Source organism: Brevundimonas sp. GN22 (genome assembly GCF_054824005.1).
In genome coordinates this window covers 20,712-40,642 of sequence record NZ_JSYD01000071.1, presented here as the reverse complement: position 1 = coordinate 40,642, position 19,931 = coordinate 20,712, and the positions used below count along the sequence as shown (strand labels likewise).

Genomic DNA, 19,931 nt, shown 5'->3' with positions numbered 1-19,931 from the left:
CCGTGCATCGTAGCCAACACTGCGCACATCTACGGGTCGTGGATCAGAGCCTTGGCCAGAGCGCGTTCGAAGGACTTGGCCGAAGTACGAGGAAGTGCCTCAGACAACTCCCCTTGCTCGAACATCTCGATCACGCGGGGGTGGACGTAGGCGCTCCGGCAAACGGCCAGAGTGTTGCCCAGCAGAGAAGCCGCCTCGCGTATGCAGGTGTTGGTTTTGCGCTTGGCATCTGTAGCCGAGGTCGGCAGTTCGGTGTCACACAGGGCGCGGGCCACGCAGACCGTTGCCGCCCACGTTCGAAAATCCTTCGCGGAGAACTCCTCGCCCATGTGGTCGCGGATAAAGGCGTTGATGTCGTCTGACGTAACGGCGCGGTATTCGCCGTCGTCATCGAGATACTGGAACAGAGTATGACCGGGCAGTTCGCTTAGTCGCCTCACACCTGTCGCCAGCCTTTTGTCCTGAATGTTCAAGTCATGAACAATGCCGCTCTTGCCGCGAAACCGCAGGCGAAGTTCTGAGCCGCTGATCTCGATGTGGCGTTTGCGCAGGGTTGTCAGACCGTAGCTGCTGTTCTCTCGGGAATAGCGCGCGTTGCCGACGCGGATCAGGCTTAGCTCCATCAGCCGCATTGCAGTGGCGACAACCTTTTCTTGATCAAACTTTCGGCGCGCCAGACCCAGTTCGATAGCGGCTTCAAGTTTGGGCAAGGCGGCGGCAAATGCGGGCATCCGCGCAAACTTGTTCTCGGACTGCGCCTTGGACCACTCCGGGTGGTAGCGGTATTGCTTTCGCCCACGCGCATCGCGACCCGTCGCCTGAATATGTCCATTGCTATGAGGACAAATCCAAACCTGCGTCCACGCGGGCGGAATGGCGAGCGCACGGATGCGCGCCAGCACCTTTTCATCGGTTACCCGCGCGCCGTCTGGTCGAAGATAAACGAACCCCCGCCCCGCTCTTTTGCGACGGATTCCTTCCCCCTCGTCGGAGCACCAGCGCAGCCCCTGTGGGATATCGTCGGCGTCGTCAGCGACCTTTGCCACTGATGATTACCCCGCCTTGCGAGCGCGGGTCTTGGTGGTTTTCGCTGCGGGCTTGGCAGACGACTTGGGGGCCGTCTTGCTGGAAGCGCGGCCGGCTTTAGCATCCAGACTGGCCCGAAGCGCCGCCATCAGATCCACAACATTGTCTTCCTTCGGAGCAGCGACCTTAGCGGGCTTCTTACCCTTTTGCTTGTCTGCAATCAGGGCTTTCAGCGCCTCTTCATACCGGTCATTGAACATACTGGGATCGAAGGGGCCTGCTTTCTGTTCGATGATTTTCTCGGCAATCTTGATCATGTCGGCATCCGGCTTTGCGGAGGATATCCCGCCGAAGACCTCGTCGGGCTGACGCACCTCGTCATCGGTCCTCAACGTATAGGCCAAAATGCCTTTGCCGCGCGGCTCCAGAGCCAACAGCCGCTCGCGGGTGGACATTACCACCCGTGCCAAGGCGATCTTGCCAGATTTCTCCATCGCGGTCCGGATGACGTTGAATGCGTCCTGTCCGATCTTGCCATCAGGCGCGAGGAAATAGGGATTATCCCAATAGATCCTGTCGATGTCCTTGGCTGGCACGAAGCTCTCGATGTCGATGGTCTTGGTGCTCTCCAGCTTGACCGACTTGATCTCCTCGTCAGTCAGCAAGACGTACTCGCCCTTCGAAACTTCGTAGCCCTTCACCAGTTCGGATCGCGAAATGGGCCCCGTATCCGGATCGGTCGTGATCATCTTGATCCGGTTGTTTGTCTTGGGATTGATCAAGTTGAAGTGGACATCACCGCCGGTTGAGGTGGCGGTGTAAAGGGCAACCGGACAGGTCACCAGGGACAGCTTCAAATGCCCTTGCCAACTGGGTCTGGGAGCCATGGACGCACCTCGTTGTGAAAGTCTGATCAATAGAGACAATCCACAAACGGCCTTTGCGCCGAATCGTTCGCTAGCCGCAGGCTTCGACTTCGCCGGTTTCCAGATCGAGCAGGAAGCAATGCTGGCGTCCGTCATCCACATCGGTCACCCAGAGCCGCAATTCCGGTACTGGCGGTGAGGTGATGAAGTCCTCGATATAGGTGATGGCGGCGGCTTCGACTGTCGGCTCTTGGACAATCCGCGTGGGGTGACCCGTGGCAGTGACCCGATAGCTGTTGAGCTCTTTGTCATCAGTTGCAGTCATTTGGACCTCCGTTCCACCTAAACGCACAGGCCTCGCTATGGATTCATGCAAGGCTCGGAAATCTGTGGATGGTGGAGCGCAATCCCTTCGAGGCCGTTAGCCACAGCGGAGGTTCCGATGCCCAATCCCCGTCTCGATACCTATCGCAAGATGCGCGACTTCTCCCGCACGGAGGAGCCGTCAGGCATAGGGGCAGCCATCGCGCCGTCAGATCAACTCCGCTTTGTCATCCATAAGCATGACGCCAGCCGACTCCACTTCGATCTGAGACTGGAGTGGAATGGCACCTTCCTGTCATGGGCCGTGCCCAAAGGCCCCTCGCTCGATCCCGCGGACAAGCGGTTGGCGATGGCGGTGGAAGACCACCCGCTGGACTATGGCGACTTCGAAGGATGCATCCCCAAGGGTCTGTACGGCGGCGGCACCGTGATGATCTGGGATCGCGGCCTCTGGATACCGGAACATGGTTTCGAAGACGTCGACCGTCATCTTCAAAAGGGTGAACTGAAGTTCGTGATGGAAGGCACCCGCATGCATGGCTCCTGGGTACTGGTGCGGCTCAAGCCCAAGCCCGGCGAAAAGGGAAAGCCGTGGATGCTGATCAAGCACAAGGACAGTGTAGCCAAGACCGGCAATCGCGGCGGACCCACGGATCGCGACAAGTCGGTCGCCTCAAGCCGGACCATGAAGCAGATCGCCGATAATGCGCCGGCCGATGTCGAACCTTTTATGACCCTGCCCAGAGGCACGCTGCCAAAAAAGGCGGCAACACGAAAAGCGCCGACAAAAGCGACAGCCAAAACTGCCCGAGCTCCGTCCCTGCCCGACTTTATCGAGCCGCAGTTGGCGTCCAACGCATCCAACCCGCCCGCCGGAGAGGCATGGGCTCACGAGATCAAGTTTGATGGATATCGGCTTCAACTAAGGGTCGCTGGGGGTGACATCACGGTACGGACCCGCAAAGGGCTGGACTGGACCAAACGATTTCCAACGATCGTCGCCGACGCGAAGGGGCTAAAGGACGGCCTCTATGATGGCGAAGCCGTTGCACTGGACCACGAGGACAAGCCCAGCTTCGCTCTTCTGCAGGCCGTGTTGGGCGGTGAGAGCGACGCTCAACTCATCTATTATGCGTTTGATCTTCTGCACGACGGTCAATCCGACATTCGCAAGCTCCCTCTGACCGACCGCAAGACCGAACTCGCCAAGCGTCTTGCCAAAGCCAAGGGCACGATCCGCTATGTCGAACACTTCCAGACAACCGGTAACGCCCTGCTGCAGTCGGCTTGTCGACTTGATCTCGAAGGCATCATCTCAAAGCGCCTGAGCGCCCCGTATCGCTCGGGACGGAGCGATGAATGGGTGAAGTCGAAGTGCCGACAAGGGCAAGAGGTCGTCATCGCCGGATGGGCCACAACGGGCGAGGCCTTCCGATCCCTTATCGCGGGCGTCTATCGCGACGGCAAATTTGTTCACGTCGGTCGTATCGGAACTGGATTTGGTCGCAAAACCGTCGATCAAATAATGCCCCGATTGAAGGCCGTGGAAACCGATAAAAGCCCATTCCCAGATGGCCCCAAAACCATTGCAGGTGTCCATTGGGTCAAGCCGGTCCTCGTCGCCGAAATCGCTTTCGAGGGCTTCACAGGCTCAGGAGCCATCCGTCAGGCTTCATTCAAAGGGCTGCGGGAAGACAAGCCCGCCAAAGACGTAGCATTGGACACGGTAAAGGCACCCTCGAAACCGAAAACGACAGCGACACCAACACCCACAGTCCCTGCTTCCCCGTTGCGCGGCGTGCATCTGTCCAGTCCGGACAAGGTTCTGTGGCCTCCGACCAAGGATAGCCCCGCCTACACCAAGCTCGATCTCGCCCGATATTACGAGCGCGTGGGCGAAAAGATGCTCGAACACATTCGCGGCCGACCCTGCTCAATCATTCGCATGCCTAACGGGATCGAGGGCGAGGCCTTCTTCCAGAGGCATCAAGCCAAAGGGCAGTCACCGCTCATTGAGGCTGTGGAGATCAAGGGAGACCCCAAGCCCTACATACGCATCGACACGGTCGAAGGCCTGATCGCAGCAGCCCAGATATCGGCTGTCGAAATCCACCCTTGGAACTGCGTGCCCTATAACCCGGAGAAGGCAGAGCGGTTGATCTTCGATCTGGACCCTGCCCCTGATGTTGCATTCGTGGACGTTATTACGGCGGCCAAGGAAGTTCGGGACAGGCTGAAAGACCTTGGGCTCCATAGCCACTGCAAAACGACGGGCGGCAAGGGCCTGCACGTCACCACATATGTCGAGCATCTCGACATGGACTGGCCCGAAGCAAAGGCCTTTGCCCGTGAATTCGCCCGCGTTATGGCGGCGAATTCGCCGGACCGCTATTTGATCAACATGTCAAAGAAAGAGCGTAAGGGGCGCATTTTCATTGATTATCTGCGCAATGACCGCAAGGCCACTGCAGTTGCGCCCTACTCCCCCCGTGGTCGTCCCGGTGCACCAGTATCGATGCCGATCAAATGGAGTCAGGTTCGCAAGGGGCTGGACCCCATGCGTTATCGGCTCGGCACGTCTCTCGACTGATGCTCCACAATAAAATGTAACTTGGGCTTTGCATTCTCTGGAACCGATTAGGCAAACACAGCGTTGCGGTTCGGCTCGTGTGGGGTATGCATACGTCGTCGCATAACGCGAACTTTTGATAAGTTTTTGCTTTGAAGGCCGGGTAACCCGCCATTCTCGCTCCGGGGGGAGCCGCATTTTATGTTCGAGAAGATCCGACCGAGTTCTTCGTCGCGCACCGAGGCATGGGCTGCGCTTGGATTGGTGCTCGTGCTGGCGTTTTTCTGCGCCACTAGCGTCATTGCCTATATGAACATTCAGGTTCTGCGGTCTAACAACCAGCAGATCATGCACACCCATAGGGTGATCGTCGGCATCGACGGCCTCATGACGTCAATGCTGGACGCAGAGACCGGCCAGCGCGGTTATCTGCTTACTGGCAATCCGAGCTACCTGATGCCCTATGAGCGGGCCACTGAAGATCTCGACGAGCGTCTGAAAGAAATCTCGGATCTTACCAAGGAAAACCCGACCCAGACCGCCTATCTGAAGCAGGTTCGCACCCACGTTTCGACCCGTATGGCCGAGCTGGAAACCGCCCTTCAGGCCCGTCGCGAGAACGGGATGCAGGGCGCGATTGAGCGGCTAACCTCCAACCGCGGCAAAGGCGAAATGGACGCCATCCGCGCCCTCGTCAACCAGATGCAGGTCGAGGAACAACGGGTCCGCCAGGAGCGTATCCGTCAGATGGAAGCCGCTGCCCGAACGGCAATCTTCAGCGGCGTTCTCTCCGGCCTCTTTGGTGCTTTCTTGACTATTGTCGTCTTCCTGTTGATCCGCCGCAGCGTGCGCGAGCGGGCGCGTCAGGAATGGCTACATCAGGGTCAGGTCGGGCTGGCGAACGCTATGCTGGGCGACCAGACCCTGGAGCAACTCGCTCAGAATGTTCTCAGTTTCCTGACACGTTATACTGGTGCCCATGCAGGCGCACTGTTCAAGGGCGAGGACAACCGCTTCCGTCGCGTGGCCATGACCGGCGTCCCCGCGGATGGCGACGTACCCACTCACTTCCTCACTTCCGAGGGCCTCTTGGGACGGGTGGCCGACGAAGGTGAATGCCTTATCCTGAACGACGTGCCGGACGGCTATCTCACAATCGGTTCGGCGCTTGGGCGTGATAATCCGCGCCATCTGCTCATCGCGCCGGGCAAGGCGGACGGTTCCGTCAACGTGGTGCTGGAACTTGGCTTCTTACAGGCGGTCGACGAGCCAGCACGTGCGCTCATGAACGAGTCTGCGTCGGCCATCGGTGCTGCACTCCGATCTGCGCGTTATCGCGCCCGTCTGCAGGACATGTTGGAAGAAACCCAACGTCAAGCCGAAGAACTACAGGTCCAGAGCGAAGAATTGCGCGTCTCCAACGAGGAGTTGGAGGAACAAGGGCGTGCGCTTAAGGAATCGCAAGTCCGTCTGGAACAGCAGCAGGCCGAGTTGGAGCAGACCAACAGCCAGCTCGAAGAACAAGCGCAGATGCTGGAAACCCAGCGCGACGATCTCGAACGCAGCGGCGCTGAACTGACGCTCAAGGCCCGCGAACTCGAACAGGCCAGCCAGTACAAATCCGACTTCCTCGCCAATATGTCGCACGAGTTGCGCACGCCGCTGAACTCGTTGCTGATCCTGTCCAAACTGCTGGCGGACAACAACGACAACAATCTGACCGAACAACAGGTCAACTATGCCCGCACGATCCAGTCGTCGGGCAATGACCTTCTTGACCTGATCAACGACATTCTGGACCTGTCGAAGATCGAGGCCGGTCACATTCAGGCCCGCCCCGAAGCTGTCTCGGTCCAGCGCCTCAGCGGCGACATTCGCCAGATGTTCCAGCCCGTGGCGGACGAGCGCGGTCTGACCTTCGAGATCGACACCGCGTCGGCAGGCGCGGGTGATCTGGAAACGGACCGCCAGCGTCTGGAGCAGATCATCAAAAACCTGCTCTCGAACGCGTTCAAATTCACAGAGGCCGGCACGGTCAAACTGTCTCTCGAGAGCGTGGGCGCGGACGAGATAGCTTTCGCCGTATCCGACACCGGCATCGGTATCTCGCCCGAACAGCAGGCCGCTGTATTCGACGCCTTCCGTCAGGCCGATGGCACGATCAGCCGCAAATACGGTGGTACCGGCCTTGGCCTGTCCATCTCCAGAGAACTGGCGCGCCTGCTCGGCGGGCGCATCACTCTGGACAGTAAGCCGGGCAAGGGCAGCACCTTCACCCTGATCATCCCGCGCATCTATGAAGCCGACCGCGTTACCGCGCGCGAGGCCCTCCCCGCGCCCGTCAGTGCCCCGCCCCGCGCTTCACTGGCACCAGCTCCTGAGCTGTCTAAAGAACCGGTCCGTCCGGCTGCCCGCTCGGTCGATGACGACCGCGATCACCTCACTTCGACCCACCGGGTACTGCTGGTGGTCGAGGATGACGCGCGATTTGCATCTATTGTCCGCGATCTGTCCCGCGAACTGGGCTTCCAGGTCCTGGTGGCAGGAACGGCTGAAGAAGCCGTGCGTCTGGCCAAGCGTTATCAGCCCAGCGCCGTTGTGCTGGACGTCGGTCTGCCGGATCAATCAGGCCTTACAGTGCTCGACGTGTTGAAGCGCGACGATGCCACCCGTCACATCCCGATCCACGTCGTCTCCGGCGAGGACCACAGCCAGACCGCCCTGTCGCTCGGCGCGATTGGCTATTTGGTCAAGCCGGTGAAGCGCGAGGATTTGGTTCAGGTCCTTGAATCTCTCGAAGAAAAGCTGACCCGCTCGGTCCGACGCGTACTGATCGTCGAAGATGATCTGGTGCAACGTGATGCCGTCAGCCGCCTCTTGGCTTCCGGCGACGTCGAAACGGTGGGTGTCGGTACCGCCGCCGAATGTCTGGAACAAGTCAAGACCCAGACCTTCGACTGTATGGTTCTGGACCTCACCTTGCCCGACGCCTCGGGCTTCTCCCTGCTGGAAACTCTCAGCCGCGAGGGTGCCTACGCCTTCCCGCCGGTGATTGTTTACACCGGTCAGGATCTGTCGCCCGACTACGAGCAACAGCTGCGTCGCTATTCCAGTTCGATCATCATCAAGGGCGCAAAGTCGCCCGAGCGCCTGCTCGACGAAGTCTCGCTGTTCCTGCACCAGGTCGTGTCCGAGCTGCCGCCCGAGCAGCAGAAGATGATCCGGCAGGCCCGGAACCGCGACGCTGTGCTTGAAGATCGCCGAATCCTCATCGTCGAAGATGATGTGCGCAACGTCTATTCGCTGACCAATGTGCTGGAGCCGCGCGGGGCGCGTATCGAGATCGCCCGCAACGGCAAGGAAGCTCTCGACGCCCTCGAAAAGTCGGCGACCGATCCGTCCAAGCGTATCGATCTGGTCCTCATGGATGTGATGATGCCGGTCATGGACGGCCTGACCGCGACGCAGGAAATCCGCAAGGATGAACGCTGGAAGAATCTCCCAGTGTTGATGCTGACGGCCAAGGCTATGCCCGACGATCAGGAACGATGCATGGCTGCCGGTGCCAATGACTATATGGCCAAGCCGCTGGACGTCGACAAACTGCTCTCGCTTGTACGTGTGTGGATGCCGCGTTGAGCCCTGCCCATCAGCCTTCCATCGAGGATATCGAAGTCCAGCTTCTGCTGGAGGCCGTGTTCCTTCGTTACCACTATGACTTCCGTCACTATGCCCGCGCTTCGATCAAGCGGCGGCTGATGCAAGCGCGCATCCACTTCGGCGTGCCGAACATCACCGCCTTACAGGAACGCATTCTGCACGATCCGGCCATGATGGGTCATATGCTGAGCTTCCTGACCGTACAGGTCAGCGAAATGTTCCGCGATCCGACCTATTTCCGCGCGCTTCGGGAACAGGTGTTGCCGCACCTGAAAACCTATCCTTCGCTCAAGGTCTGGATCGCAGGCTGCAGCACAGGGGAAGAGGTTTACTCGATGGCCATCCTCTTTAAGGAGGAAGGCCTGCTGGATCGCACGCTCTTCTACGCGACCGACATCAACCCCCATGCGCTGGCGGCGGCCAAGGCGGGTATCTACCCGCTGGATCGCATCCGCAAGTTCACCGAAAACCATCAGAAGTCTGGCGGTCGCTCGTCGCTATCAGACTATTACACCGCCGATTACGGACGGGCCGTCTTCGACAGCAGCCTGCGTGCGAATGTCGTTTTCTCGGACCACAGCCTCGTCTCGGATGCGGTATTCGGCGAGATGCAGTTGATCTCCTGCCGGAACGTCATGATTTATTTCGACCGTGCGTTACAGGACCGTGCGGTCGGACTGTTCAAGGACTCGCTTAGCCGGCAGGGCTTCCTCGGGATCGGGTCAAAAGAGACGCTTCGTTTTTCGCGCCACGTCGACGCTTTCACCGATTTCGTCCCTCAGGAGAAAATCTACCGGAGGAAGGACGGATGAACGGCATAGAGGCCATTGCCATCGGCACGTCCGCGGGCGGGGTGCAGGCACTTCTCGAGGTATTGCCCGCGCTGCCGGCCAGTCTGCCTGTTCCGGTGTTTGTCGTGGTTCATATACCGGCTGACCGCAGCAATGTGTTGGCACCGCTTTTCGCCAGCAAATGCAAAATCGCGGTCAAAGAAGCCGAGGACAAAGAGACCGCTTTGCCTGGCGTCGTCTATTTCGCACCGTCTGATTATCACCTTCTGGTCGAAGCCAACGGCGATCTTGCTCTGTCTTCTGATGAATGGGTGAACTTCTCGAGACCCTCCATCGACGTCCTGTTCGAGACCGCGTCCGATACCTACGGAGAGCGCCTTCTGGCCGTTCTGATGACGGGGGCTAACGACGACGGGGCGCGCGGATTAGCCGCTGTGGCCGCGGCAGGCGGTCATGTCATCGTAGAAAATCCGGTCACAGCCAGTGTCCGTGCCATGCCCGATGCGGGCTTAAAGTTTTGCCCGACGGCGCGCATTGAGACGCTTCAGGGCATCGTCGACCAGTTAAAAGCGATTGCAATCCAATGAGCACCGTCGATCAGCCGATCAACATCCTCCTGGTGGACGACCTCCAGGAAAACCTCATCGCTTTGGAAGCCTTGCTGGCCAGCGAGGATGTGACGTGTCTGAAGGCACGGTCCGGCGAAGAGGCGCTGGAACTGCTGTTGGTCCATGACGTCGCCTTGGCGCTGCTCGATGTGCAGATGCCAACCATGGACGGGTTCCAACTTGCCGAGTTCATGCGAGGCAATGTGAATGCCCGCGACATCCCTCTTATCTTCCTGACGGCAGGCAGTGCGGACGTTCAGCGCCGTTTCCGCGGCTATGAAGCCGGGGCCGTGGACTTCATCCAAAAGCCGATCGAGGCGGATATTCTGCGCAGCAAGGCGCGTGTCTTTATTGACCTGTACCGCAGCAAGCTCAAAATCCTCGCCCAGCGCGATGAGCTGGAAGCCTACGCCAATGCGCTGCGCATCGCAGATCGCCGCAAGAACGAGTTCATCGCTGTTCTCGGTCACGAACTCCGAAACCCGATCATGGCCCTGAATGCTGGCTTCCAGCTGATGGACAAGACCAATGACCCGGAGCGCCATGCTGCTCTTCGCAAGCGCATGAGAGTTCAATCTCAGCACCTGTCGCGCCTCGTCGAGGACCTTCTGGACGTTGCCCGTATCGATCAGGGCAAGATTTCACTGAAACAGCAAAAAGTGAGCCTCCAGGACGTGATCCAGTCGGCTGTGGATATCGCTATGCCAAAGATGCAGGCCGGCGATCACACCCTGACGGTCGAAGTGCCCGACGATATTTGCTGGCTGAGCGGCGACTTCACTCGGTTGTCCCAGATTGTCAGCAACCTTCTGACCAACGCTGCCAAATACACGCCGACGCAAGGCCAAGTTCATCTGGTTGCGAGCGTTACCGGTAATCAGGTCCGGATTTCGGTCAAGGATAATGGCATCGGCATTCCGCTCGAAGTGCGCGACCACATCTTCGAACTGTTCGCCCAGTCGAAAGGGCCTGATGATCGGGCTCGCGACGGGCTGGGCATCGGTCTAGCCCTTGTGAAACAACTGGTCGTAATGCACCAGGGCCGCATCGAAGTGTTCAGCGACGGACCCGGTCACGGCAGTTGTTTCGTCGTCCATATGCCGATTGCTCAAACGGCCGCCCAGCCGACCTGAACCTTCCCTTCGCTCAGTTCGTCTTGGGCAGATAGACGATACGGCAGTCGCCCTCGATAGCGGTGAGACGGCCATTCGCGGCGTCAACAAAAGTGGTGGCTGCGTCGCGGCGGGTGACCCGGCCCGTAGAACGTCCGTTGTAGGTTTCCGTCCCGTAGGACCAGCAAGTGATGTCCGCTGGCTGATCGCTGAATTCCGCGCTCATCGTTGCACGTTTGCTGTCTGTACAGCCGACGACAACCGCGCCCGTTGTGATCAGGGCAATGATAACGAGACGGTGCATGCTGGTGTGCTCCCCTACAACCGATGATCGTTCTGGCTAACCCGTCCTCCTTCGTCAATGGACATAGCCCGACCATGTTATCCGCATTCCCAGCCTGAAATTCCTGGTTGACCTGTGCCAGACACAGTCCTACTGCCCCAAGTGCGTCAGGTTCCCCGCTCGGGGATTAAAAGGGAACGGAGTCTCAAGCTCCGGCTGTTCCCGCAACTGTAAGCGGTTAGCCCGCACGTCAAACGCCACTGGAAGCTCGAAGGCCACGGCCTGACAGCCGCTGGGAAGGCGACGTGCAACGGCGGTGATCCGCAAGCCAGGAGACCTACCTGTCGCCGTCGTTCTCCGCGTGGCCGGGAATAGCCAGGTGGTCGAGGTAACTCGTGTGACGACATCGTTTTCAACCGCGACCAGCGGGCGAACTCGTGTGTCTAAACAGCGCACGGCGTCGTCCATGTTCGCATCCATGTGGGGATGTCACATTGAACAGGCTCTTTTTCCCGACTGCGGGCCTAGCACTACTTCTGTCGTCGCAAGCGTTTGCCACCGAGATGGACCAGCAAGCCGCTGCGCCATCGGTCGCGGACCACACCGCCTCTACTGCCCTGCCCGACATTGTGGTCACGGCAAACCGATCCGCTCAGGCGCTCGACAAGGTCGGCGCTTCGGTAACGATCCTGACCCGTGCGGCGCTGGATAATGCCCAAGCCGCCACTGTGGCCGACGAACTGGCTCGCACCCCCGGTGTCAGCTTTACCCGCAGCGGCAATCTGGGTTCCGCAGCCTCGGTCAATATTCGCGGTGCCGAAGGCCATCACACAGTCGTACTGATCGACGGTGTGAAGATGAACGATCCCGCTTCCACCCAAGGCGGCGTGAACTTCGGAACCCTTATGGTTGGTGATTTCGGACGGATCGAGATTCTTCGCGGTGCCCAGTCCACCCTGTGGGGCAGTCAGGCCATTGGCGGCGTAGTCAACATCGTCACCGCTGAACCGACCGCCTCTCTTCAGGGTAACCTCAGCGCAGAAGCCGGTTCACGCGGCACCCGCCATTTCCGTGGAGCTATCGGCGGTGCCGGCGACCGCCTGAGCTGGCGTCTTGCCGCCAATCGCTTCGATACCGATGGCTATTCGGCCTATTCTTCGGGCACCGAGGACGATGGTTACCGCCAGACGAACCTCTCCGGCCGACTGAACTACAAGGTCTCGGACAATGTGTCGGTTGATCTACGCTCTGTCTGGTCCGATGGCACGAACGATTATGACGCCTACAACGGTGACAGCCGCGAGTATGGCAATACCGAGGACCTGATCACCTACGCCGGTTTAAATTTCGACCTTTTCGAGAACCGGCTGCGCAACCGCATCGGCTTTGCCTACACCGATACCAAGCGCCGCACGCTGAACCCTGACCGGATCATCGAGCCGACGACCTTTGAGTCTGACGGCCAAAATATCCGTTGGGACTATCAGGGCATCTTCGCCTTTACGAGCGACCTGACAGCGACCTTTGGAGTGGAAACAGAGCGTTCGGAAATGCGATCGCGCTCACCATCCGACAGTAACGATAAGCCCGCTTACGGGTCGGGGCGCGCCGATCTGGACAGCGCCTACACTCAAGTCCAGTGGGCGATCATACCGCAACTGAACATCACCGCCGGTCTGCGTTATGACGACCACGAACAGTATGGCGATAATGCGCTAGGCTCCGTGGCCGCTGCATTGACGCTGAATGACGGTGCAACCGTTGTCCGCGCAAGCTGGGGCCAAGGCTTCCGTACACCGGGCCTCTACGAGCTTTACAGCGACTACGGCAATCTCACCCTACAGGCCGAAGAGTTCGAGTCCTGGGAACTCGGGGCACAGCACAAGCTGTCGGACAAAGCCGTTGTTGCGGTCACCTATTTCAACCGCAAGGCCGACAACGAAATCCGCTATAATAGCTGTGCGTTCGGAACGACCGATCCTCTGTGCCTCGTCAACGGCACGTCGCGCTGGGGCTACTACGCCAACATCCAGCGTACCGAGGCCCAGGGCGTAGAAGTTGCAGGCTCGATCGACCTGACCTCTTCTCTGCGCGTGGCCGCAAACTACACGTGGACCGATGCGATCAACGCTTCGGGCTCGGCCGAGGGCAAGCGACTGACCTACCGTCCGGAGCACATGGGCAATCTGTCCGCTGATTACGCATTCGCCAACGGTCTGAAGGCCGGTGTCGCCGTGCGCTATTCGGGTGAGACGTTCACCAATGCGACGAACACCGGCGTGCTGGAGGCCTACACCTTGGTTGATCTTCGGGCTTCCTACCCGATCAACGACAAGCTCGAGATCTACGGCCGTGTCGAAAACCTCTTCGACGAGCAGTACGAGATGTTCCAGAACTTTGGTACCGCAGACCGCGGCGTTTTCGGCGGCGTTCGCGTCCGCTTCTAATCAGACAAAGTGGGGGGCAGCCGCAAGGCCGCCCCCAGTCACTCAGGCCGTCAGTGCACCGAAGCTGCGAACCTTGGGGGCGTCACGGCGGTTGCCTGCAACTCGCTGACGAAGGTGTCGCGCCAGATCGCGATGTCCGTGTGCCGAACGACATCCATTAAACTTTGCCACCGCTCTATCCGCTCTTCCAACGGCATCTCCAGCGCACGATAGATGGCATCGGCCAATTCCTCGCGCGCATAGGGATTTACCAGCAGCGCCGCAGTCATTTGCTCGGCTGCACCGGTAAAGCGTGACAGGATCAGCACCCCCGGGTCATCAGGGTTCTGCGCAGCCACATACTCCTTGGCCACCAGATTCATTCCGTCCCGAAGCGCCGTAACCAGCCCGACGCGGGAGGCGCGGTATATGCCGGCCAACTGGTCGCGCCGATAGGTCCGGTTCAAATAGCGGATCGGCTGCCAGTCCATATCCGCGAACTGACCGTTCACGCGTCCAGCCAGACCTTCAAGCCGTTCGCGAATGTCCTGATAGCTATCGACCGTATCGCGTGACAACGGCGTGACCTGCAACAAGAACACACGCTTTCGCCACTCCTCGTGGTCCGTCAGAAACTGCTCAAAGCCCGAGAGCCGCTCTTCAATGCCCTTGGAGTAATCAAGCCTGTCGACACCCACCATCATGGATCGGCCATCGCCAGACTTGTTCATGCGCTTGAGGGTGCGCATAGCGAGTTCCGAGTGGCTGCCCTCAACGAAGCCCTCTACGTCGATCCCGATCGGGAATACCCCTGTGCGATAGATTTCGCCGGACGCAGCCACCGTGTCGGAATCCAGCCGCTTGCCCTGCGCCTGCTCAATCAGATAATCGCAGAACAGGCCGCGCCATTCTTCGGTGTGGAATCCGATAAGGTCATAGGCCCCCATCGCCCGGACCATCTGGCCATGATGCGGCAAGGTGACGAGCAATTGCCGTGCCGGCCACGGGGTGTGAAGGAAGAAGCCAATACGGTTTCGCACCCCCAGTTTACGAAGATAACTAGCCAGCGGGATCAGATGATAATCATGGATCCAGACCACGTCGTCTGGCTCGAGCATGGGTTCCAGAACTTCGGCAAAACGCTTGTTCGTCCGTTCATACCCATGACTGTATGAGCGCTCGTAGGCAGTCAGGTCGATCCGGTGATGGAACAGCGGCCACAGGGTCTTGTTGGCATAGCCGTTGTAATATTCATCGACGTCCTGTGCTTCCAGCGGGATGGTCTTGATGGTCACCCCGCCCCGCTCTTCCACATTCATCTGGCCGTCGAATTCCTCGGTCGTCTCGCCGGACCAACCGAACCAGAAGCCGTCATAAGCACGAAGCGCAGCGGCCAGTGCCATAGCCAAGCCCCCGACGGAGCTGTCCGACGCATCCTTGGGAGCCTGAACCCTATTAGATACGACGATAAGCCTCCCCACGCCGGACCTCACTTTCTGTCCAAAAAGGCATCGAGCCATGCGGCCACGTGCTCGGTATTATCGAGACGATAGCGCGCCAGCGTCGGACCTTGCGGGTTAACCCGGATGCCAAAGCCGCCCAGCTCATCGGCAGCCTCAAACCCATCCTCGTCGGTCCGGTCATCGCCAATCATGATGGGACGGGTTGCCTTAAACTTTGGGAGGGTCATGAAGCGACGAAGCGCGTCACCCTTGTTAGGACCGCCCAGCCGCACCTCTTCAACGAAATGCCCGCTCTGTCGAACGAGGCCGAAGGTGCGCGCAATCTTGTCCGCGAACTCTTTGACGGCAGAGGCCGAGTTTGGAGTGTCGCGGTAATGGATAGCAACGGCGACATCCTTGTTTTCAATCAGCAATAGAGGATAGGACCGCGAAAAATCCTTGGCCGCCGCGAGCGCCAAGCCGACGCGGTCTTTTTCGCCAGGCTCGCTTTCTTCTGCCTCGAAACCTCTGGACTGTAGGCCATGTACACCGGCCACCAGTGCGATCGATTTTTCGGTAATCCGATCAACGTCTTCGATCGTTCGACCACTCAGGATCGCTACCCTGCCTTCGAGCATCTTCTGCAAGCGGGTCAGACGTTCGGTCCGCTCTTTATGGGGAACCACTTCATCAGGAGTGGGCTCGATATTCGCCAAGACCCCATCCAAATCCAGAAAGAGACTGACACCCCTCTCAATAGCTTCCAACGGCGGTGCGATCTCCAGCTCCCGACCGTTGGCGTAATCGTCTGCCATTCCCAGCACTCCGGCGATTTGCGGCTTGCACCTTCAAACACATTCGGGGCCGCCATATGCACAGCCCCGCATTAAGAGCGTGTGCCAGACCGAGACGTTGCAAAATGTCCTAAGCTGGGCATTTCCGAGGCAAAGAAAATCCCCGCACGGCGAGCCATGCGGGGGACAAATGTTTCGAAACTTGTGAAAAGCTTAGCCGCCGTAACCGCCACGGCTGCCGCCAAAGCCACCGCGTGCAACGGCGCGCGAGTCACCCGTCTTTTGTTCAGCGCGCTGCGTCGTGGTGGTGCGACCTGCAAAGGTGCCATTAGCCGTGCGCAGGTCGCCGTTCTGACGGAACAAGGCAGACGGTGCCGCCCGCGTTCCATTCGACAGCATGCGCCCAAGCAGGAAGCCTGCAAGCATCGGCATAAATACCGAACTGCCGTTCGCCTGAACACGCTCCTCGCACTGGCCAACGCCCGACGCCTGTTCGCAATCCACCTTCGATGCAAACTTTGGCGCATTGGCCGCGGCCTCGGTAGAAGCCGCCTGATAGGCAGCATCACATTCGGCGGCTGTAGCGGTGCCCGAGGTCTTGCACTCTTCAACCGTGCGGAACGCACCCTCGGCGCGGGTGTCCCATTCGCCTTCAGGTGCGGCAGCAACCTGTTGCGGCGGCGACCCACAAGCAGCGAGCGTGAAGCTGGCGGTCGCCATCAGGCTGCTGAGATGCAGAATGCGGGAGCGCTTCATGCGGCGCAGGGCGTTATGCGTCTCGGGGCGAGTGGTCATATGCGTCTCTCAAGCTGCGGCGTCGCGGCAACTGGACAACTGCCCCAGAGGGACAGAATCCAGTAAGTGAACTATCAGCGATCAGTTTGTACCTAGCCAAGGCCTATTATGGAACGTTTGAATTTTGCGCCCCGTTGGGATTGGCAAGCAAAAGCGAAAGCTGTCGGCTTCACCTGGCACCACGATAACGGCCTCCCGTACTGGGACGAGTCGGTCGCCTACGCGTTTTCAATGGCCGAGGTCGAAGACGACATCGAAGCGCCCACCGAAACGCTGCACGCCATGTGTCTCGACCTCGTCGATGAGGTCGTGGAATCCGAAGAGTTGATGGAAGCCGTCGATATCCCCGAACCGATGCGGGATTACGTGGCCAACAGCTGGCACGCCGGCGAACCATCGCTCTACGGCCGCTTCGATTTCGCCTATGACGGCAAGTCTCCGGCGAAAATGTACGAATACAACGCGGACACTCCGACCAGCATCTTTGAGACAGCGGTTTTTCAATGGCTCTGGCTGGAAGAGCAGATCGCGAACGGCGTCCTGCCCGCCCATGCCGACCAGTTCAACAGTCTCCATGAAAAGCTGGTCTCGCGTTTCAAAGAGATCGTCCCGCCGCTGACGCCGATCCATTTCGCCTCCGACGCAGAGTTTGTAGAGGACCGGCAGACCGTCCTCTTCCTTGAGGACCTTGCTGTCCAAGCAGACCTGAAGCCGAAGTTCGTTGCTATCGACCAGATTGGGATTGATGGCGCAGGCCTGTTTGTCGACATCGAAGACCGGACCATCACCAACCTATTCAAGCTATACCCGTGGGAGGACATGCTGCGCGATCGCTGGGCACAGAATTTGCCCGCGAGCGGGACGAAGATGCTGGAACCGGCGTGGAAGAGTATCCTCTCCAACAAGGCCATCCTGCCCCTATTGTGGGAGCGTCATCCCGGCCACCCCAACCTGCTCGAAGCCTATTTCGAGCGTAATCCGAGCGTAACAAACCTGAGCGGGAACTATGCCCGCAAGCCATTCTTCTCGCGCGAAGGGGCCAACGTCGAACTGGTCGAGCACGGAATCAGCGGCGGCATTCAGGACGCGGGATACGGCAAGGGACGCCATATTATTCAAGCTCTTCACCCTGCCCCGAGGTTTTCGGGCCAGTACGTCATTGTCGGCTCGTGGGTCGTCGGTGCGGAGGCAGTAGGCGTCGGCCTTCGTGAGGATACGGGCAAGATCACGCGCAATACCTCGCGTTTCGTCCCTCATTTCATCCGATAACGAGCGGTTGGAAACAAATTATAGCAAAGCTTGATATCTAGGACCGAAAGAAGCTTAACCATTGGCGAAACCTCGTAAAAGGTTGCGAGCTGTTGCCAAATGTTAGAATTGTTTACGTCTTACCTAGTTATCATTGGTCGCAAGCCTTGGCATTAAGCCCGCAGAAGATGGGTGTAATCTCGGCATGGCCAAGTTCCTTAGTAAGCTGAATTTGTTTGCACAGACCGCCGCCCCGCTGACGGCGGACGATCCCGCATGGCTGGAAGTCTCTCCGCTACCGATGGCCTTGGTAGACAAAGCCGGCGTTGTTCTGGCCTCCAACAAGGCTTGGAGCGTTGATATCGGCCTGCGCAGCATTGGGCCCGACGTTGGCCGTGACATCCTGCTCCAGGACGGTTCACTCGTCCGCCCGTCGCTGGCCGCCTCTGCCGCTCTGGACCACGATATTCAGGTCTGCACCATGACCGACATCTCGGACCTGCGTCCCGAGACAACGTCCGCGGCCCGCCCCGACTTCTATCGCAGCATGCTGGACATGTTCGAGGACTGCGTGAAGGTGGTCGACCCGTCGGGCCGTCTGTTGTTTCTGAACGAAGCCGGCCGTCGTGTGCTCAAGGTCTCCCCGACCCAGCAACTGGGTATGAAGTGGGTCGACCTGCTGCCCCCCGCTGCGGGACCCAAGGTCGAGCAAATCCTTGAACAGGTGCTTGCCGGCGAAGCGACCCAGTTTTCGAACCACAGCCAGTTCCCCGGTGAAGAACCGCAGACATGGCACCACATTCTGACGCCGTACCGGGATGGCAGCGGCCACGTTATTGCTGCACTCTGCGTTTCGCGTGACGTCACCTGCAGCCACGGCTCTCAAGAGGCCACCCGCCAGAGCGAGGAACGTCTGGCCAAGGCAGCCGAAGCCGCTGGACTGGGGATCTGGGATATCGACCTGCGCTCCGGCCGGGTGCACTGCAATGACGTCTGGTACAAGGTCATGGGCATCTCCTCGTCCGTGGGGATCAACTCGATGGCCCAGTTCCTCGGTTACGTGCATCCGGACGACGTCGAACGTATCCGCAGCCATTGGCACGCGCGTGAAAACGCATTTGACCAAAAGGGTGAGTACGCCGTCGATTTCCGCGTGGTCGATGACGCCCGCAAAATCCGTCAGGTCCGCGCAACTGCTGCCATCATTCGCGATCTGTCTGATCATCCGGTGCGCGCTGTAGGTTTCGTCTCTACCGGTGCCTGACGTTACCGTGTGATAGTCGTCATTGGCGGAACGGCGGGAGGCTTATGCCCGTTCCTCCCGGGTCAACAACCCCGGGAGTACGCCTATGTCGGATAAACAGCTCACCCCTGCCGAAGCCCAAGACGCATTCTGGAAAGCCCTGAAATCCAGCAACACCGGAATGCTGGGGTTGGATCAGCCGGGCTATCTGAGCCAGCCGATGACCGCCTTCCAGGAAGAAGGCAGCAACTCCATCTGGTTCTTCACGCGCGATGACGTCGAACTGGCGCGCGATGCGGCGTCAGGCGCAGCGGCCTGCTTTGAATACGGGTCCAAAGACCAGAAAATCTGGGCCAGCCTTCGCGGCAACCTCACCGTAGCACCGCGAGATCAAGCCATCATCGACCGCCATTGGAACCCGGTTGTTGCGGCATGGTACCCAGAAGGCAAAGAAGATCCCCATCTGACCCTTCTCCGCTTCGACGGCGCTGATGGTCGTATCTGGGTATCGGATGGCGGATTGCTGAAGTTTGCCTTCGAAATCGCCAAGGCCAATATGAGCGGTACTACGCCGGAATCCGGCGGGGCTGTCGACGTTCGGCTCTAGGCAAAAAAAAAGGGCGTGATCACGAAGATCACGCCCTTTTTTCGTAACTTGAAGGAATGGTGGGCGGCGAGGGGTTCGAACCCCCGACCCCCTCGGTGTAAACGAGGTGCTCTGACCAGCTGAGCTAGCCGCCCGAT

At 59.2% G+C, this 19,931-nt stretch carries 16 protein-coding genes, 1 tRNA gene and 1 riboswitch; of the genes, 9 read left to right on the top strand and 8 right to left on the bottom strand.

Annotation, left to right across the window (positions count from 1 at the left end; all coding sequences use genetic code 11):
* Positions 1-29: 29 nt before the first annotated feature.
* The 3 genes from OB03_RS10475 to OB03_RS10465 form a co-directional block, all read right to left on the bottom strand.
* Entirely contained in the window at positions 30-1,046 is a 1,017-nt protein-coding gene (locus tag OB03_RS10475) for a DNA topoisomerase IB (protein WP_461344093.1), read from the bottom strand.
* A 6-nt stretch (positions 1,047-1,052) separates the two neighbouring features.
* On the bottom strand, positions 1,053-1,913 hold the full coding sequence (gene ku / locus OB03_RS10470; RefSeq protein WP_461344092.1) for a non-homologous end joining protein Ku: 861 nt from the start codon (positions 1,911-1,913) through the stop codon (positions 1,053-1,055).
* Positions 1,914-1,983: 70 nt separating this feature from the next.
* Complete coding sequence (locus OB03_RS10465) at positions 1,984-2,217, bottom strand: DUF5961 family protein (RefSeq protein WP_242913444.1); 234 nt, start codon at positions 2,215-2,217, stop codon at positions 1,984-1,986.
* 117 nt (positions 2,218-2,334) lie between these two features.
* Here OB03_RS10465 and ligD point away from each other — a divergent pair, with 117 nt between their 5' ends.
* The 5 genes from ligD to OB03_RS10440 all read left to right on the top strand — a co-directional run bounded on the left by ligD (position 2,335) and on the right by OB03_RS10440 (position 10,977).
* Complete coding sequence (ligD, locus tag OB03_RS10460; RefSeq protein WP_461344091.1) at positions 2,335-4,806, top strand: DNA ligase D; 2,472 nt, start codon at positions 2,335-2,337, stop codon at positions 4,804-4,806.
* Between the two features lie 180 nt (positions 4,807-4,986).
* Complete coding sequence (locus OB03_RS10455) at positions 4,987-8,424, top strand: response regulator (protein WP_461344090.1); 3,438 nt, start codon at positions 4,987-4,989, stop codon at positions 8,422-8,424.
* Positions 8,421-9,257 carry a CheR family methyltransferase gene (locus OB03_RS10450; RefSeq protein WP_242913441.1) on the top strand — a complete coding sequence of 279 codons (837 nt, stop codon included), beginning with the start codon at positions 8,421-8,423 and terminating at the stop codon, positions 9,255-9,257. Before OB03_RS10455 ends, OB03_RS10450 begins: the two co-directional genes overlap by 4 nt.
* Complete coding sequence (locus OB03_RS10445; RefSeq protein WP_461344089.1) at positions 9,254-9,823, top strand: chemotaxis protein CheB; 570 nt, start codon at positions 9,254-9,256, stop codon at positions 9,821-9,823. The genes OB03_RS10450 and OB03_RS10445 overlap by 4 nt, the downstream gene beginning before the upstream one ends.
* Positions 9,820-10,977, top strand: a complete 1,158-nt coding sequence (locus OB03_RS10440; protein ID WP_242913439.1) for a hybrid sensor histidine kinase/response regulator — start codon at positions 9,820-9,822, stop codon at positions 10,975-10,977. Before OB03_RS10445 ends, OB03_RS10440 begins: the two co-directional genes overlap by 4 nt.
* A gap of 13 nt (positions 10,978-10,990) precedes the next feature.
* Here the strand turns inward: OB03_RS10440 and OB03_RS10435 are convergent, their stop codons facing one another.
* Positions 10,991-11,260, bottom strand: a complete 270-nt coding sequence (locus OB03_RS10435) for a hypothetical protein (RefSeq protein ID WP_242913438.1) — start codon at positions 11,258-11,260, stop codon at positions 10,991-10,993.
* A 131-nt stretch (positions 11,261-11,391) separates the two neighbouring features.
* A riboswitch (cobalamin riboswitch) is annotated at positions 11,392-11,598 on the top strand.
* Between the two features lie 135 nt (positions 11,599-11,733).
* Between OB03_RS10435 and OB03_RS10430 the strand changes: the two genes are divergently transcribed.
* Positions 11,734-13,686: a TonB-dependent receptor plug domain-containing protein gene (locus OB03_RS10430; protein ID WP_461344088.1), complete on the top strand. Its 1,953-nt coding sequence runs from the start codon at positions 11,734-11,736 to the stop codon at positions 13,684-13,686.
* 50 nt (positions 13,687-13,736) lie between these two features.
* Here the strand turns inward: OB03_RS10430 and OB03_RS10425 are convergent, their stop codons facing one another.
* The 3 genes from OB03_RS10425 to OB03_RS10415 all read right to left on the bottom strand — a co-directional run bounded on the left by OB03_RS10425 (position 13,737) and on the right by OB03_RS10415 (position 16,696).
* Positions 13,737-15,146 (bottom strand): alpha,alpha-trehalose-phosphate synthase (UDP-forming), encoded by a 1,410-nt coding sequence (locus OB03_RS10425; RefSeq protein WP_461344087.1) that lies wholly within the window; start codon positions 15,144-15,146, stop codon positions 13,737-13,739.
* An 8-nt stretch (positions 15,147-15,154) separates the two neighbouring features.
* Positions 15,155-15,922, bottom strand: a complete 768-nt coding sequence (otsB, locus tag OB03_RS10420; RefSeq protein WP_242913435.1) for a trehalose-phosphatase — start codon at positions 15,920-15,922, stop codon at positions 15,155-15,157.
* Between the two features lie 192 nt (positions 15,923-16,114).
* The gene (locus OB03_RS10415; RefSeq protein ID WP_461344086.1) at positions 16,115-16,696 is read right to left on the bottom strand and encodes a DUF1190 domain-containing protein; all 582 of its coding nucleotides are present in this window, start codon (positions 16,694-16,696) and stop codon (positions 16,115-16,117) included.
* A gap of 108 nt (positions 16,697-16,804) precedes the next feature.
* Between OB03_RS10415 and OB03_RS10410 the strand changes: the two genes are divergently transcribed.
* The 3 genes from OB03_RS10410 to OB03_RS10400 all read left to right on the top strand — a co-directional run bounded on the left by OB03_RS10410 (position 16,805) and on the right by OB03_RS10400 (position 19,794).
* Positions 16,805-17,965: a glutathionylspermidine synthase family protein gene (locus tag OB03_RS10410; RefSeq protein ID WP_242913433.1), complete on the top strand. Its 1,161-nt coding sequence runs from the start codon at positions 16,805-16,807 to the stop codon at positions 17,963-17,965.
* A gap of 184 nt (positions 17,966-18,149) precedes the next feature.
* Positions 18,150-19,208, top strand: coding sequence for a PAS domain-containing protein (locus tag OB03_RS10405; protein ID WP_242913432.1), 1,059 nt, complete (start codon positions 18,150-18,152; stop codon positions 19,206-19,208).
* A gap of 85 nt (positions 19,209-19,293) precedes the next feature.
* The gene (locus tag OB03_RS10400; protein WP_242913431.1) at positions 19,294-19,794 is read left to right on the top strand and encodes a pyridoxamine 5'-phosphate oxidase family protein; all 501 of its coding nucleotides are present in this window, start codon (positions 19,294-19,296) and stop codon (positions 19,792-19,794) included.
* Between the two features lie 57 nt (positions 19,795-19,851).
* On the opposite strand, the gene OB03_RS10395 is transcribed toward OB03_RS10400, so the two are convergent.
* Positions 19,852-19,928, bottom strand: a tRNA-Val gene (locus OB03_RS10395).
* Between the last annotated feature and the right edge of the window lie 3 nt (positions 19,929-19,931).

Coding starts and splice junctions, on each gene's coding strand:
- ku (WP_461344092.1), bottom strand. CDS start 1,913: ATGGCTCCCAGACCCAGTTGGCAAGGGCATTTGAAGCTGTCCCTGGTG.
- OB03_RS10440 (WP_242913439.1), top strand. CDS start 9,820: ATGAGCACCGTCGATCAGCCGATCAACATCCTCCTGGTGGACGACCTC.
- otsB (WP_242913435.1), bottom strand. CDS start 15,922: ATGGCAGACGATTACGCCAACGGTCGGGAGCTGGAGATCGCACCGCCG.
- OB03_RS10465 (WP_242913444.1), bottom strand. CDS start 2,217: ATGACTGCAACTGATGACAAAGAGCTCAACAGCTATCGGGTCACTGCC.
- ligD (WP_461344091.1), top strand. CDS start 2,335: ATGCCCAATCCCCGTCTCGATACCTATCGCAAGATGCGCGACTTCTCC.
- OB03_RS10445 (WP_461344089.1), top strand. CDS start 9,254: ATGAACGGCATAGAGGCCATTGCCATCGGCACGTCCGCGGGCGGGGTG.
- OB03_RS10405 (WP_242913432.1), top strand. CDS start 18,150: ATGGCCAAGTTCCTTAGTAAGCTGAATTTGTTTGCACAGACCGCCGCC.
- OB03_RS10455 (WP_461344090.1), top strand. CDS start 4,987: ATGTTCGAGAAGATCCGACCGAGTTCTTCGTCGCGCACCGAGGCATGG.
- OB03_RS10415 (WP_461344086.1), bottom strand. CDS start 16,696: ATGACCACTCGCCCCGAGACGCATAACGCCCTGCGCCGCATGAAGCGC.
- OB03_RS10400 (WP_242913431.1), top strand. CDS start 19,294: ATGTCGGATAAACAGCTCACCCCTGCCGAAGCCCAAGACGCATTCTGG.
- OB03_RS10435 (WP_242913438.1), bottom strand. CDS start 11,260: ATGCACCGTCTCGTTATCATTGCCCTGATCACAACGGGCGCGGTTGTC.
- OB03_RS10410 (WP_242913433.1), top strand. CDS start 16,805: ATGGAACGTTTGAATTTTGCGCCCCGTTGGGATTGGCAAGCAAAAGCG.